Here is a 13,671-nt window from a genome sequence, read left to right on the forward strand (position 1 = left end):
CACTCCCAGCTCGGCGACGCTCGTCGCCGCAGCGATTCGAAGATCACCGCTGCCCGGGCGCGCCCCCAGCAGCTCACACTGGAGGTACGACGATGCGACGTACACGTTGGATCGTGCTCGGCGGGTGTTTTCTCGCCTACCTGTTCGATGCCCTGGAAATCGTCCTGCTGTCGATGGGTCTGCCCGCCATCCGCACGGACATGGGCCTGACGGTCACCCAGGGCGGTCTGCTCGCCACCGCGACCCTGGTCGGTATCGGTGTCAGCAGCGTCTTGGGCGGCTACGTCGCCGACAACTTCGGCCGCAAGAAGGCTCTGCTCGCGTCCTTGGCGACCTTCGGAGCGTTCACCGCCGCCATCGCGGTGGTTCCGAACTTCGAAGTCTTTCTGCTGCTGCGGTTCTTGGCCGGCATCGGCCTGGGCGCGGTGTGGAGCGTGGTCTCGGCCTATGTGGTCGAGACCTTTCCCGAGCAGCAGCGAGGTCGGGCCGCTGCCTTCGTGATCAGCGCGTTTCCCGCCGGCGGAGCCATGGCCGCCACCATATCCGGATGGTTCCTGCCCGACTGGCGGCTGATGTTCCTGGTCGCCGGCGTCGCGGTCGTGCTGCCGATCGCCATCGTGGCGATCTTCTTCTCCGAGTCGGCCACCTGGGCCGAGCAGAAGGCTCACAGCACCGACGAGGTTGTCTCCGTGCGTGACGTGCTGGGCTCCTCGCTGCGCCGACGCACCCTGCTGGGCACGCTCATGGCGGCGCTGGCGCTGTTCGGCTACTGGGGCGCGATGACGTGGCTGCCCACCTACCTCACCACCGAACGCGGGCTCGACAAGGGATCGGTCGCGCTGTTCGTCACCATCGTCAACCTCGGAATGTTCGCCGGCTACAACGGGTTCGGCTTCCTCGCCGACCGCATCGGCCGCCACCGCACCATCGTGATCACCCTGTTCGGTGTCGCGGCGACACTGCCGATCTACGCGCTGACCACCGACCTGACCGCGCTGCTGTGGCTGGGCCCCTGCTTCGGCGCCTTCACCGCCTTCTTCGGCCTGTTCGGTTCCTACCTCGGCGAACTGTTCCCCACCCGTGCCCGCGCCACCGGCGCCGGATTCTGCTTCAACGTCGGCCGCGGCGTCTCGGCGCTGGCACCGTTCATCCTGGCCGGCCTCGCCGCCAGTATCGGCTTCCAGGGTGGGCTGGTCCTCTGCGCGGGATTCTTCGCCTTGGCCGCGGTCGTGGCGCTGCTGCTGCCCCGCACCGAAGACGTCACGGTGACCGACGACGCCCCAGCGGCACCAGTCATCGATCCCCGCGACGGAGCCACCGCCAAGGCATGACGCGCCAGGTCCGGGCCGGTCGGCAGCCCGCCGGCCCGGACCTGCACTCGAGTACGAGACATCCAGACGACGAAAGACACCGCTGTGCCATCGACAATGCGAGCCGCCCTCTATCACGGTCCCCGCGACATCCGGATCGAGGAGGTCGCCATCCCTACGCTCAGCCCGGGTGAAGTGCTGGTGAAGGTCCTGCGGTCGGGGATCTGCGGCACCGATGCCGGCGAATGGGTCGCCGGGCCCAAGGTCTTTCCCGTGCACCACCGCCATCCACACAGTGGCCACCTCGGGCCACTCATCCCCGGGCACGAATTCGTCGGCGAAATCGTGAAGTCCCACCCAGAGGCCATGCTCCTGCCCGGCACCCTCGTCGCCAGCGGGGCAGGGATCTGGTGTGGCGAATGCCGTCGTTGCCGCGAAGGCCGCGCCAACAAATGCTTGCGATACCGCACCCTCGGGCTCAACGTCCACGGCGGGATGGCCGAATACGTTGCCGTTCCCTGCGCGACACTGCGCGCGCTGCCGACCGGACTGGATACCGACCATGCCGCGCTCGCCCAGCCCCTGGCCGTCGGCATCCACGCCGCGCGCCGCGCCGGCGCGGTCACCGGTGACCGCGTCGCGGTCATCGGCGCGGGCGCGATCGGCTCGTTCGTCCTGGCCGGACTGCGTCATCTCGGCGACTACCAGATTGCCGTGATCGATATCGCCGCATCCCGCCTGGCGCGGGCGAAACGCCTCGGCGCGGATATCACCCTGACCGCGTCCGGCGCGCTGACCGAAGAACTCACCGACGCCTTCGACGGCGCCCGGCCCGACGTCGTGATCGAGGCCAGCGGCGCACCCGGCCAGCTGGCGCTGGCACTGGACCTGGTCACCGACGGCGGCCGAGTCGAGGCCGTCGGCATCCCGAAGCAGAAACCCGAGATCGACCTGCACTCGATGATCTTCCGCGAAATCACCCTCGAGACGACCCTCGCACACATCTGCGACACCGACCTGCCCGCCGCGCTGCGAATCCTCGCCGAGAACCCCACGCTGGGACAGGAATTCGCCGAGCCGGCGGTCGGGCTGGAGAAGCTCGGCGACTGCCTGGACCGCCTCGCCGCCGGGCAGGTCGAGGGCAAGATCCTCATCGACCCCACCGTCTGATCGGCAGGCATCCCCCACGACAGAGGAGGTCGTTTGTTGCGCTGAGTACTACTTACCGACGGATTTGGGTCGTCTCTCGTCATGCTGGTCGTAGGCGTCATCCGGCCAGAGAAGATCTGTGGACCGATCTGTCGCCATCGATGGTCTCGGCGTCTCGGTCGGAGGCGAGGATCAGCTCACCGCGATCCGGTCGAGATCCTCGCTGTCTGAAGGGTTCTTGTGTGCATTGACCGCGACGTCCACCTGCCCGCCGGTTGGTCTCCGCTCGCGCGCGAGTGCCGACGAGGAGACGGACGTGGCATGGCTGGGTGAAGTAGTGCCATCGCGATGCCGCGGCTGTCGCGGTCGCTCACCTCGATGACCTGTTGGCCTTCTACTGGGCCCGGGTAGTGTCCCGATCGTCTGGTGGGACAAGATATCCGGCATGTGCTCGTCACTGCGGTCCAGGCCTTGCCGCCTGCACCAGGTTTCGCGATCGACTGGCTTCATGCTGGGTGCGCTTCTGCTCGGTGTGGGTTCGGCAGCGTGTGGCGGGACGGTGCCCGGGCAGGCCGAACCCACGGTCGGCATCGCTGATCCGAAACTCGACACGACAACGCCGAACCTGCCGAAGGTGGGCGATTGCACCGAGATCGACGAATTCGTCCACCATGGACCGATCACGGTCATGGACTGCGCCGACCCCGCGGCGACGAAGAAGGTGACGGTGGTGGAGATCGTCACCGACGACCAGAAGCGCACGGTGGACTGCCTGGACAAGGAAGTGACGCTGATCATTTCCGGCGTCAAGGACGGTTCTTTGGGTGTGGCTCACGGCTGCGCGGGGCAGAACCTCGCCATCGGACGGTGCTATGTCCCGATGGTCAGCCTGTTCACCTACGACGCCTCCTGCGCCGACCCCAGTTCGCTTCGGCTGGATCGGACGCTGACCGGAGTCTCCGAGCTTTCGCAGTGTGATCCGTCGTTCGCCGCCGACGACTACTCCGCCCAGATCAAGTACGTCACCGCGAAGGTTCACAACTTCATCGACAAACGTAGCGGTGTCGCGTATTGCTTCCGGGAGAAGTGAACACTGCCAGCTGAGCTTGATCGGCCGAGTGAAAGTGTTCTGGCAGAACCTGTCCGAAAAGGGATCCCCGCGTGAGCGAGGATGAGCCCTTGCCCGGGGATGATTTACAACGACCGCTTCCGGTGCCCCACGCGAAGGGGGAGTTACCCTCGCAGCAGCGCACTCGCGGCGCGTTCAGTGGCACCCGTTCGCGCCTGACTTCGAGGGCTCGTCGGTCGGGGAAAGCTGCTCGCGCGGAGTGCGTGGGCTAGCGGGGAGCGTAGGCCGCCAGGAAGGTGTCCACCGCCGCGTCGGCGATGGCCGTCAACTCGGCGTTCGTCGTCTCGCGGGTGCCCAAACGAGTCCGCGCTTCCAGCGGGCCGGTGAGCAGGGCGAGCAGCTGCTCGGCGGCGATCCCGGGCTCGCGCGTATGTAGGTGACCGGCCAGCGTGAGCCGGGCCAGGCGATCGGCCAGTGTCTCGGCGAGCATGCGGGAGGTTCGGTCCTGGGCGGTCTCGGCCAGGTCGGGGAAGGTCCCCACCTGGGCGAAGGTGAGAGTGCGCAAGGCGCGAGCACGGTCACCGTGACACACCTTCAGTAGCTGCAACGCCGAATCCCGAAGTGCTGCTTCAGGATTGCCGTCAAGGTCGCGCAACCCCGCGATGGCGCCGAGGCATTCGGCGCCGACGGTGTCCGCCGCCGCCTCCACGGCGTGGCGCAGCAGTGTTTCCTTGTCGCTGAGGTGGTTGTAGACGGTGTGTTTGGCGACGCCTGCCGCATCGGCGATCTCCTGCACGCAGGCCTGCGCGTACCCGCGATGCGCGAACACCGTCAGCGCCGACTCGAGAATGGCGCGCCGCTTGTCGATCCGACCTCGCCCGGTCGCTGCTGCCGTCATGGGCCAATGCTATGCGCTGCCCTTGTCAACGCACTAGGTTGGCTATTAAATTGCACTCGTCAGTGCAAGTTCTATGCCGTCAGGAGGCAGAGATGATCGTTCACCAGCTGCGGTTCAAGTTCCGCGAGGACGCCACCGAGGAGCACAAGGAGGCCGTGCTGGCACTCATGCGGCGCACGGCATCGGTGGAATCGGTGTCCTTCGGGATCGTCGGCAGGCATCTGGGCGATCCGTCCGAAGGCCTGACCCATGCTTACTGCGTCGGCTTGGCCGATATCGACGCGGTGGAGCGATACATGCACGACCCGGTTCATCTCGCCGGCGATCCGCAGATCATCCCGCACCTCGACACGCTCGTCATCGGACCGGACGCGTCCGACGACCCGGACCCCGAGCTCGCCGGGAAACTGCAGGCGCTGCACGAACGCAAACTGGCCGAGTACCCGGAATGGGCGCGGCTGATGGGCACGATCCCGCAGGTGCGTATCGCCTAGCCGAACACCGGGGGAACGGTCAGGCGGGCCGCTCTCACCGACTCCGGCCGTGCCGAGGAATGGCGCTCGCGTGTGTATCCCGTTGCCGCCGCACCACTCTCGTTCTCGACCTGCGAGGCGGATGTCGATGCGGTGCGCGGATGTCGGGCGCTGTTCCTACAATCCGGGGCGTGACGCTCACTCTCGCCGATCTCGTCGGCTACACCGATCGGGGCCTCGACACCGACCTCGCCCGCTGGTTCCCCGACGCCGAACGGGTCGCCATCCCCGCCGAAACCCGTTCGGTTGCCTCGTTTCTCGAGAAGCTGGCCCCTGCCGATGCCGCGGCACTGGCGGCCTTCGACCGCCGGGTCCGCTCCGGTGGGCTGGCACAGTTCCTCGACATCTTCGACTGGTCCTACGCGTTCGACTTCGCAGGCAACGGCCGCACCATTCTCGATGGCGACTACACCACCGAACTCACCGACGAGGACGTGTTCTCTCTCGGTGCCGACGGCGGCGGCAATCTCTACGTCGTCCTCGCCAATGGCCAGGTCGCGGTGTGGTTCCATGAGGAGGACGTGCTCGAGGACGGGACGCGTTTCGACAACCTCGACGTCTTCCTCTGGTCCTACGTGCGCTATCGAGCGGTGCGGGCGGGCAAGCTCGCCCGCACCGATGTCGAGGCCGATTTCATCGCGCTCGGCCAGGACGGCGCACTGGCCGAGGACCTGGGGCTGCTGAGCATGATGGCCTGAGTGCCTCGTCGCCGTGGCCGCGCGGTGGTTCCACGCCGTCGCACCCGGTCGGCGGGCCCAGTGGCGCAGCACTTTCGGGGTGGATCCCGAGGTGGTCGATCCGCCGTCATGCCCTACGCAAACCGCGCCGCGTCCGCGCGGTCGGCGGCCTCGCGGCCGGCGACGCGGCCGAAGGCCAGGGCGTCGGCGATGTGGAATCCACCGTCCTTGGCCCAGCTGTAGGTCGAGCTCACCTCGCCGGCGGCATACAGCCCGGCGATCGCCGCGCCGTCCACGTCGAGGACGCGGGCGCGGCCGTCGCGCCGGGGGCCGCCGTTGCTCCAGCCGAGCAGTGGCGCGACCTCGAGCACATAGAACGGGGGCTGCGAGACCGGCGCCAGGGTCCGCGGTGAGCGGCCGAAGCTGTCGTCGTGGCCGGCTTCGCAGGCCTTGTTGTATCGGGCGACGGTACGTTCCAGCGTCGCCGGTTCGACATCGATGAGCTCGGCGAGCTCGGCGAGGGAATCCGCGCGCCGGATCAGCCCGCGGTCGATCTCCGCGCTGTTGTCGGCGCTCCAGCTGAAGTCCTCCATCAACAGCTTCCACCCCACCGGCAGCACCTCCCGGCTCGGGCTCAACGGGCCGGCTGCGCGCATCCGCTCATCGAAGTTCAGGTGAAACCGGCGCTGCGGAAACAACTCCAGCTCACCGTTGCGGTAGATGTGGCCGTGGCGGTTCTCGGCGGTCTCGTCGACGAACCGCAGGCCGTCCGCGCCGACGAAGAGATAGTGGTGGGCGGCCCATAGCGCGAGGAAGGCACCGGGTCCCGCGTCGATGCGCACACCGGTGATCGTCATCATGTTTCCCATGTGCCACAGGTCCGCGCCCAGGCGCTGGGCCATGCGGTGGCCGTCGCCGGTGCTGTGCGGCGATCCCCAGATCGGCGCATCGCTGAGGCCGAGGTGGTCCCGGACCATCCGCGGGTTCGCGGCGAAACCGCCCGTCGCCAGCACGACACCACCTTGCGCGCGGATCCGCCGTCCGTCACCGGTCTGCACTCCTGTCACCCCACCGGACTCGGCGAGCAGTTCCGTGGCAGGGGTGCGGAACCGGACCTCGATGCCACGGTCGGTGAGCGCGCCGAGCAGGAAGTCGTAGAGCAGGAAGTTGCCCATCCGGGCGCCGACGGTGTCCATGCCGGCATAGCAGTCGCTGCCGTCGAGTCCCAGGTACTCGGCCTCGGTGTGGTACTGCGCGCTCGCGCCCACCTCGGCACCCAACTCCCGAAGCCAGGTGGAATTGAGTGCGGTCTCGCGAGCCCACGCCTCGACGACGTCCTCGGCGACCGGAAACGGCCCGCACAGTGAACGGAGGAAGACCGCCGCCCGTTCCGGGTCCCTGTTGATGAACCAGCCCGCGCCGGACACCCGGGTGTTGCCACCGGCGGTGGCCGGGTCCGCCTTCTCCAGCACGACGACCCGCGCACCCGCGGCGTGCGCGCTCAACGCCGCGGCGGCTCCGGCCGCCCCGGCCCCGAGGACCACCACATCGAATTCTTCGTCGAATCGCACAGCACCCATAGCGAATCCCCTTTCCGGGCCGGTGATGTCCTCGCGGAACACGGCCAGGGTGCCCGGCCGGCCGACTGCTCGGGTGCGGCGCATCCCTCTCAGTGGGAGCCCCGGTGACGAGTTCGACGGATTCGAGGTGCCGGCAGCGCAAAGCCTTCGCACGGTGCGCGTCTTCGTCCGGAAGCGTGCGGTCTGAGGTGCTGGTGCCGGATCGGCTGGGGTGGTGGAGCAGCGGTGGACCTCGCTCTGCGGCGGCCGGTGTTCCGCGCCCCGGGGACGCATCCGCGGTGTCGGCGTCAGGCATCGTGCTCGCCTGGGGTCAGGGGAAGCGCGGGATCTGCGGTCCATGCGCTGAGGGAGCCGTCGTAGACGGCGGCATCTTCCCGGCCGACCGAGGCCAGGGCGTGAGCGACGCTGGTGGCCGCGACTCCGCCGGCGCAATAGGCGACTGGGATGATCGCAGGGTCGAGCAGGCCTGCCGCGGTGAACAGGGTGTGCAGTTCACCGACAGGGCGCAGGGCTCCGGTTGCCGGGTTTCGAACACGGTCGACAGGAAGGTTGATGCTGCCGGGAATATGGCCGGGACGGGCGAAGATCTCCGTCTCGCCGCGGCGGCGAAACGCTCGGAGTCCGGTGCGGTGGAGGGTTGGTCGGCGTCCGGATCGGCGAAGTCGGCGCTCGCGTCGACGACGACGAGTCCCGGCTCGCCGAGGCGTTCGCGGAGCCAGGAGACGGACACGACGTGGGGGATGGACCGACCCATGCTGACCTCCGATAGTGCTGGTGCGCAGTGCTTCCCGAATCGTCATCGGGCGTACTGCTGCCAGCCGCGCGAAGCGCCACCGGCCGTCCTCCCGGACGTACTCGTCGGTGAACTTGCCTGCCGCGAAGGAGCTTTCGGTAGCGGCAGGCCGGCGAAGTAGGCCGCGATCGCGTCCCGGCCCCGCGCCTGGCCGAGATGGCGGTAGTCGAGATGGGCGTCGGCGCTGAACAATTCGCCGTCCTCGGCCCACCTGCCCTCGTTGATGCGGCGCGGCAGGTCATCGCGCAGGGCGTTGAGTGCGCGGACAGTCTCGAGCGTCTCGAGGCGTTCAGTGAGCAGCTTGACCTGCTCGACCAGTTCCAGGACTTCCGACATCGCGTGGCGCCTCTCGCTCGAACCGCACCGGAGCAGATTCCTCCCGCGGCGTGTCATCGGCCGATCGGGAGCCTCCGGGAAACCTCGGCCATGTCGTTTCCGGACCGGGCTGAATTCACCTTGGCACGGGTCGTTCGGGTCTCACAAGATCGCGGCGGAAAACCTGCGGACCGACCGTAGGTTTCGCCGGTCCCGACCGCAGTATTCCGATATCAGATGGACGGACGGGTCATTGTTGTCGGAACATGGGTGACAGTTCTTCGGTGAGGTCGGAATTTCGAGCGCAGAATTGTCACCGAAGTTATCGAAACAAATGTCACCGATGTCCCCGAACAATGTGGTGACAGCAGTTGCTTTCGATCTCGGCGCACACAGAATTCGGGCCGGACTCGACAGCGAGTCCGGCCCGATCCCGCGCCGCCGACCGGGGGCCTTCAGATCGGTCCGCGGCCCGCGGCGACCTTGCCCGCGACATGGCGCACGTCGCGATGCGAGATCAGCCACTCACCCTCGTACTGTTCGAACTCGTCCTGGACCAGGCCGATGACGGTCCAGTCGGCGGGCCTGCCGACATCGGTGGACGCGGTGCTGGAGAACCAGTGCCAGACCGTGGCATAGGCCGTGAGCAGGGGCTTGTCACCGTTCCATTCGATGGAGGCCTGCCCGATCACGTGGGCGACCAGCGATCGCCGCGCCTTCGGCACGCGGCTCATGTGCTCGGTGAACTCGTCCCGGCCGTGGAACAGCACCGGCGGGCCCGGCATGATCCGGTACTCGATGAGCGCGTCGGGGGTGAAGCACTCGCTGAACCGCTCGCTCTCCTGGGTGTCGGCGATCCGGAAGAATTTGTAGAACGTTCGGAAGATCGCCCGCTCCGCTTCGATCGTGGCGAGCAGATTGTCGTGTATCGCGGTCACGTCGGTCCTTTCTCTGCCGGCGACAACACGTCGCGCGGCGCGTCGTTCGGCAATCGACACGATGCGAAGCTAGCACGGTGCTCGACGCCGTCGGATGGCGTACCGGTCGATTCGATGCGACGATGTATTGCGAGCGAGGTGATCCGAATTGTTGACCGAGTATTTCGCCGTGTGAAATCTTTCGTCGTGTCGCCCGCCGTGAGTCCCACGTGAATCCGGGCAGTAGACAGAGGAATTCTGGCGTGAGCAGTGCTGTTCGTAAGATGTCGATGCGCCGTGCGGCGGCGGTGGTGAGCCTGTTCGCCGGTGGTTGTGGCACCGGTGGCGAGCAGGCCGGCGACGCGGGCCCGCCGAGATCCGGTGGCACGCTGCGGTTCTCCGTCGCTTCCGACGCCGGCTGCGTCGATCCCCAGCAGGTCGGCAGCAGCGCTGCAGCGACAACGTGATCGGCTCCGGACCCTCACGCGTTCGCACCCCGGCGCGGTGTTCAACCTCGGCCTCAACAACTCCCGCCCGATCCTGCAGGACGCGCGGGTGCGGCGCGCCATCCAGGTCGCGGTCGATCGCCGCCAGATCGTGGAGGCCGTCTTCGCCAGCGGCACCGTGCCCGCGACGGGCACTGGCGTTGTCGTCGGAGCTGGTGGTGTGCGACGAACCCACCGCGTGGCGGTGATGCGACAGGGCCGGATCGTCGAGATCGACAGCACCGACAGGGTTTTCGACGAACCCGCCCACGACTACACGCGCCGCCTGCTGGCCGCCATCCCCGGTGCCGCACTCGTCGAGGGCGGCTGAGCGGCTCAGGTACCCGACAGCCGGCTCACCACGGGCGCGAGTTCGCGTGCGTCGTCGTCGAGACGATGTAGGAGACGCCGTAGTCGTCACGGAGCCGGTGGAGCTGATCAGCCACCTGCGCGGGGGATCCGGTGAGCATGTTCGGCGCTCCGGCGGGTATCGGCGGGCCGATGGTGCTCCTGGGGGTGCTGAACGCGACGGTGTCGGCCTCGGCCGCGGCGAGCGCGGTCGCCACCCGCCGCGATCAGCAACGGCACCTTGCGTGGCGGCGGGGCAGCAACGTGGTGCCGGTGTTGGCGTAATGCGGTTCGGTCGCCTCGACACGTTCGCCACGCAACAGCGCGTTGATGATCCCGACCGAGTCGGCGAGGCGCTCGAACCTGAGACGGTCGGACTCGACCGGGACGCCCAGCTCGCCGTAGCCGAGGGCGGTCAGCGGCGCGGGCACCGGGCGGGCAGCTCGGGCAGGAGTAGTGACGACAGGCCGGTGTCCTCGGCCCAGCGGGCGGTCGCTGTCCACGCCTTCGGGTCGGCGGGGGAGACGGTGACGAGGCCGAAGCGGAAAGGGCGGTGGCTCAAGGATTCTCCGTGGTGCCGTAGGCGCGCAGGAACGTGTCGACCGCCGCGGTGGCGACGGCGTGCATCTCGGCGGCGGCGACCTTGCGGGTGCCCAGCCGGGTGCGGCCCTCCATGGGGCCGGTGATCAGTACGAGGAACTGCTCGGCGGCTGTCGCGGGATCGCTCGCGCGCAACCGGCCGGACAGCGCCAGTCGCGCCAGCCGATCCGCGAGCGCGTCGCCCAGTTGATCGGACGTGCGGCTCACCACCACATCGATCAGGTCCGGGAACTGGGCGACCTGACCGTAGGTGAGCCAGCGCAGCGACCGGGACTGCTCCGAACAGCAGGACTTGATCAACCGATAGGCCACGTCTTCCAGGGTTGCTCGCAGATCCTCGCCCGGGTTGCGCAGCCGCTCGACCACCGCCAGGTTCTCGGCGAGCACCGCGTCGCTGACGGCGGCGAGGGTGTGCCGGAACAGCGTTTCCTTGTCGTTGAGGTGGTTGTAGATGGTGGGTTTGGCGACGCCGGCGACCTCGGCGATCTCCTGGACGCCCGCTTGCGCGTAGCCCCGACGGGCGAACACCGCGAAAGCCGCGTCCAGGATCGCCTGGCGCTTGTCGATACGCCCACGCGAAGTGGTCTGCCCGGTCTGCGTCGTCGTCGGAGTCACGTCTGCAGTCTAGCTCATCCGACCTGGAAAATTGCCTCGCCGGTTCAGTTGTATGTACTCCGGTTGATATGCTCGCGTCAGAATATTAGAGTGAACTGGCGAGTTCAAATTACGCTGTTCCACTCTGGGAGAGGCCCATGACGCATACCCCACGAGACACGCTCGAACCGCCGGGACGACCCACTGTTCGCGCGCGCACGAGCGATCAAGCGAGCGCAGCGGGCGGTGGGACCGACTGGCTCGAGATCTTGCAGGCACCGGAGCGAGAGCGACTGACGGTGACCGAGGTGTGTCGCCGATACCGGGTCTCGCGCAAGAGCTACTACAGCTACCTCGCGCGGTACCAGGAACACGGCGTGGTCGGATTGGCGCCGCGATCGCGTCGGCCGAAGCATCTCCCGAGCCGGACCCCGGCCTCTGTCGAGGCCGCCGTGGTGCGCCTGCGACTGACCCACCCGCGATGGGGTGCGCGCAGGATCCGTACGCATCTGGAGCGGTTCGGCGACCACCGGGTGCCCGCGCTGTCGACCGTGCACGCGATTCTGCGCCGTCACGGTCTGGTCGGTGCGCCCTCGGGCTCCTCGACGCTCACCGCGACACAACGATCGGCCGGGACCGAGCGGCCGACCACCACACACCAGTCATCCAGCCGCGCAGGGGGCGAGACCCGATGAGTACCTCGACGTCCACACTCGACGACGACACCGTGCAGTATCCCCGCCGCTGGGCCGCGATGGCCGTGCTCGTACTGGGGTTCACTCTCGATCTGCTGAACGTCACGATCGTCAACGTCGGCCTACCGGCGATTCAAGCGGACCTCGGCGGAACTCCCGCCCAGGTCGGCTGGATCGCGACGGCCTACCTGCTGGCCTTCGCGGCCACCTTGATCACGGCCGCCCGCGTAGGTGACCTGTGGGGACGCAAACGCGTTTTCCTCGCGGGCCTCGGCCTGTTCGCGCTCGCGGGCGCGTGGTCGGCGCTGGCGAATTCCCCGGGCGAACTGATCGCCAGTCGCGCCGCGCAGGGCGCGGCCGCCGCGATTCTCGCGCCCCAAGTTCTCTCGAGCTTGTTCGTGCTCTTCCGCGGGCCCGAACGCGCCACCGTACTCGGCATCTTCGGCGTGGTCGCCGGACTCGCCCAGGCGGGGGGACTGCTGCTCGGCGGTGTGCTCGTCACCGCGGATGTGGCCGGCCTCGGCTGGCGGGCGATCTTCTGGATCAGTGTGCCCGCCGCGCTCGTGCTGCTGGGCCTCGGCGCATGGCTCATCCCGGAGAACCGCGGCGAAGGCGCACTGCGGCCGCGTTGGCTCGCCGCGATCGGTGTGACCGCCGGATTGGTGGCGATCGTGTTCCCGCTGTTGGAAGGCCGGACCTACGACTGGGCGCCCTGGACCTGGCTCCTGTTGATCGTGGGTGTCGCCATCGTCGCGCTCATCGCGGTCGGCGAGAACCGCGATGCGGCGGGCCGGGCCGGAGCGCTGCTGCCGCTCGACCTGCTGCGCACTCGCACGAGCAGCGCCGCCCTGGCTGTGCAGTTGGTCGCCTTCGCCGCCTTCAGCGGATTTCTGCTCGTGTTCGTCCTCTGGCTCCAGGAAGGCCAGGGCTACACGGCACTTCGCGCGGGCGTGGTGACCGTGGCCTTCTCCGCGGGTGGACTGGCGATCGCCCCACTGGTGGGGAACCTGACGGTGCGATTCGGCCGTTTCGCTGTTCTCGCGGGCGCCCTGTTCGGCGCCGTGGGCACCGTCGCGGTGCTCGGCGCCGCCACCACCGCGTCCACCGACGTCAACCCCTGGGTGCTCGCGCCCGGCCTGTTCGTCGTCGGCGTCGGGATCAACCTCGTCCAGCCGCCGTTGACGACGTTGTTCCTGTCCACGGTGCCGCCGCGCTACGCCGGATCGGCGTCCGGAATCTGGACCACCGGACAGCAATTCGGCGGCGCGATCGGCGTGGCCGCACTGAGCGCCGTGTTCTTCGGCGTCGCCGCCGACGGCGACTATCAGAGCGCACTGACTGCCTGCGCCCTCACGATCGTCGCGGCCCTGGTCGTGAGTGCGGGACTCTGCCTTCTCCTGCCCGCACAGCCGACCGCTGCCCAACCCGCCGTCGCCGACGAATCCCTGAGCGACGCAGCGGTACCGGAGGTCGCGATCCTGCCGGTCGGGGAACCCGCCCAGGGCAATCATTGATCGTGGATCGTTCCAGTCGGCGATGGCGTGGTCACCATGACGCGCTGTCGCCGACCAGCTCGGCGCGCGCGGCCCGGGCGGCCGCGGTGGCTGCTTTGTCGGTCTCAGGTGGGGGTCAGCTGCGGGAGGTGCGGATCGGTTGTCGTCGGGTCCGGTGGTTGTCGATTCGGGGACCGGTGGTGTTCGTGCCATTC

At 68.2% G+C, this 13,671-nt stretch carries 18 protein-coding genes; 9 read left to right on the top strand and 9 right to left on the bottom strand.

What is annotated here, in order from left to right; genetic code table 11:
- Nucleotides 1–92 precede the first annotated feature (92 nt).
- From DFR69_RS15980 to DFR69_RS15990, 3 genes are all read left to right on the top strand, one after another.
- The gene (locus DFR69_RS15980) at nucleotides 93–1,331 is read left to right on the top strand and encodes an MFS transporter (protein WP_110038364.1); all 1,239 of its coding nucleotides are present in this window, start codon (nucleotides 93–95) and stop codon (nucleotides 1,329–1,331) included.
- Nucleotides 1,332–1,415: 84 nt separating this feature from the next.
- Nucleotides 1,416–2,480: a zinc-dependent alcohol dehydrogenase gene (locus DFR69_RS15985; RefSeq protein ID WP_244198285.1), complete on the top strand. Its 1,065-nt coding sequence runs from the start codon at nucleotides 1,416–1,418 to the stop codon at nucleotides 2,478–2,480.
- Nucleotides 2,481–2,904: 424 nt separating this feature from the next.
- Nucleotides 2,905–3,549, top strand: a complete 645-nt coding sequence (locus DFR69_RS15990; RefSeq protein WP_146229293.1) for a hypothetical protein — start codon at nucleotides 2,905–2,907, stop codon at nucleotides 3,547–3,549.
- Nucleotides 3,550–3,796: 247 nt separating this feature from the next.
- Here the strand turns inward: DFR69_RS15990 and DFR69_RS15995 are convergent, their stop codons facing one another.
- Nucleotides 3,797–4,426, bottom strand: coding sequence for a TetR/AcrR family transcriptional regulator (locus DFR69_RS15995; protein WP_110038367.1), 630 nt, complete (start codon nucleotides 4,424–4,426; stop codon nucleotides 3,797–3,799).
- A 92-nt stretch (nucleotides 4,427–4,518) separates the two neighbouring features.
- On the opposite strand from DFR69_RS15995, the gene DFR69_RS16000 reads away from it, so the two are divergent.
- Nucleotides 4,519–4,920: a Dabb family protein gene (locus DFR69_RS16000; protein ID WP_110038368.1), complete on the top strand. Its 402-nt coding sequence runs from the start codon at nucleotides 4,519–4,521 to the stop codon at nucleotides 4,918–4,920.
- A 170-nt stretch (nucleotides 4,921–5,090) separates the two neighbouring features.
- Nucleotides 5,091–5,657 (top strand): hypothetical protein, encoded by a 567-nt coding sequence (locus DFR69_RS16005; protein WP_110038369.1) that lies wholly within the window; start codon nucleotides 5,091–5,093, stop codon nucleotides 5,655–5,657.
- A gap of 113 nt (nucleotides 5,658–5,770) precedes the next feature.
- Here DFR69_RS16005 and DFR69_RS16010 read toward each other — a convergent pair whose 3' ends face one another.
- The 4 genes from DFR69_RS16010 to DFR69_RS16025 form a co-directional block, all read right to left on the bottom strand.
- The gene (locus DFR69_RS16010) at nucleotides 5,771–7,216 is read right to left on the bottom strand and encodes an FAD-dependent oxidoreductase (protein WP_110038629.1); all 1,446 of its coding nucleotides are present in this window, start codon (nucleotides 7,214–7,216) and stop codon (nucleotides 5,771–5,773) included.
- A 287-nt stretch (nucleotides 7,217–7,503) separates the two neighbouring features.
- Nucleotides 7,504–8,016 (bottom strand): sulfurtransferase, encoded by a 513-nt coding sequence (locus DFR69_RS16015; protein ID WP_110038370.1) that lies wholly within the window; start codon nucleotides 8,014–8,016, stop codon nucleotides 7,504–7,506.
- The gene (locus DFR69_RS16020) at nucleotides 8,013–8,345 is read right to left on the bottom strand and encodes a nuclear transport factor 2 family protein (protein WP_167456287.1); all 333 of its coding nucleotides are present in this window, start codon (nucleotides 8,343–8,345) and stop codon (nucleotides 8,013–8,015) included. Before DFR69_RS16020 ends, DFR69_RS16015 begins: the two co-directional genes overlap by 4 nt.
- 434 nt (nucleotides 8,346–8,779) lie before the next feature.
- Nucleotides 8,780–9,262, bottom strand: coding sequence for a nuclear transport factor 2 family protein (locus DFR69_RS16025; protein ID WP_110038372.1), 483 nt, complete (start codon nucleotides 9,260–9,262; stop codon nucleotides 8,780–8,782).
- A gap of 242 nt (nucleotides 9,263–9,504) precedes the next feature.
- Between DFR69_RS16025 and DFR69_RS35240 the strand changes: the two genes are divergently transcribed.
- Both DFR69_RS35240 and DFR69_RS35750 read left to right on the top strand, forming a co-directional pair.
- Nucleotides 9,505–9,708 carry a hypothetical protein gene (locus tag DFR69_RS35240; RefSeq protein ID WP_244198325.1) on the top strand — a complete coding sequence of 68 codons (204 nt, stop codon included), beginning with the start codon at nucleotides 9,505–9,507 and terminating at the stop codon, nucleotides 9,706–9,708.
- Nucleotides 9,623–10,057 (top strand): ABC transporter substrate-binding protein, encoded by a 435-nt coding sequence (locus DFR69_RS35750; RefSeq protein ID WP_373867021.1) that lies wholly within the window; start codon nucleotides 9,623–9,625, stop codon nucleotides 10,055–10,057. The genes DFR69_RS35240 and DFR69_RS35750 overlap by 86 nt, the downstream gene beginning before the upstream one ends.
- A gap of 25 nt (nucleotides 10,058–10,082) precedes the next feature.
- Here DFR69_RS35750 and DFR69_RS16035 read toward each other — a convergent pair whose 3' ends face one another.
- From DFR69_RS16035 to DFR69_RS16045, 4 genes are read right to left on the bottom strand one after another with little or no spacing between them, the layout of a single operon-like run.
- Complete coding sequence (locus DFR69_RS16035) at nucleotides 10,083–10,292, bottom strand: hypothetical protein (RefSeq protein ID WP_110038373.1); 210 nt, start codon at nucleotides 10,290–10,292, stop codon at nucleotides 10,083–10,085.
- Between the two features lie 9 nt (nucleotides 10,293–10,301).
- On the bottom strand, nucleotides 10,302–10,505 hold the full coding sequence (locus tag DFR69_RS16040) for a hypothetical protein (protein WP_110038374.1): 204 nt from the start codon (nucleotides 10,503–10,505) through the stop codon (nucleotides 10,302–10,304).
- On the bottom strand, nucleotides 10,490–10,636 hold the full coding sequence (locus DFR69_RS34475; protein WP_167456288.1) for a hypothetical protein: 147 nt from the start codon (nucleotides 10,634–10,636) through the stop codon (nucleotides 10,490–10,492). The genes DFR69_RS16040 and DFR69_RS34475 overlap by 16 nt, the downstream gene beginning before the upstream one ends.
- The gene (locus tag DFR69_RS16045; RefSeq protein WP_110038375.1) at nucleotides 10,633–11,289 is read right to left on the bottom strand and encodes a TetR/AcrR family transcriptional regulator; all 657 of its coding nucleotides are present in this window, start codon (nucleotides 11,287–11,289) and stop codon (nucleotides 10,633–10,635) included. Before DFR69_RS16045 ends, DFR69_RS34475 begins: the two co-directional genes overlap by 4 nt.
- Nucleotides 11,290–11,426: 137 nt before the next feature.
- Between DFR69_RS16045 and DFR69_RS16050 the strand changes: the two genes are divergently transcribed.
- Complete coding sequence (locus tag DFR69_RS16050) at nucleotides 11,427–11,963, top strand: helix-turn-helix domain-containing protein (protein WP_110038376.1); 537 nt, start codon at nucleotides 11,427–11,429, stop codon at nucleotides 11,961–11,963.
- Nucleotides 11,960–13,477, top strand: a complete 1,518-nt coding sequence (locus DFR69_RS16055; protein WP_167456289.1) for an MFS transporter — start codon at nucleotides 11,960–11,962, stop codon at nucleotides 13,475–13,477. Before DFR69_RS16050 ends, DFR69_RS16055 begins: the two co-directional genes overlap by 4 nt.
- The last annotated feature ends 194 nt before the right edge of the window (nucleotides 13,478–13,671 follow it).

Origin of the sequence: Nocardia neocaledoniensis (assembly GCF_003182135.1) — a bacterium.
Classification (GTDB): Bacteria; Actinomycetota; Actinomycetes; order Mycobacteriales; family Mycobacteriaceae; genus Nocardia; species Nocardia neocaledoniensis.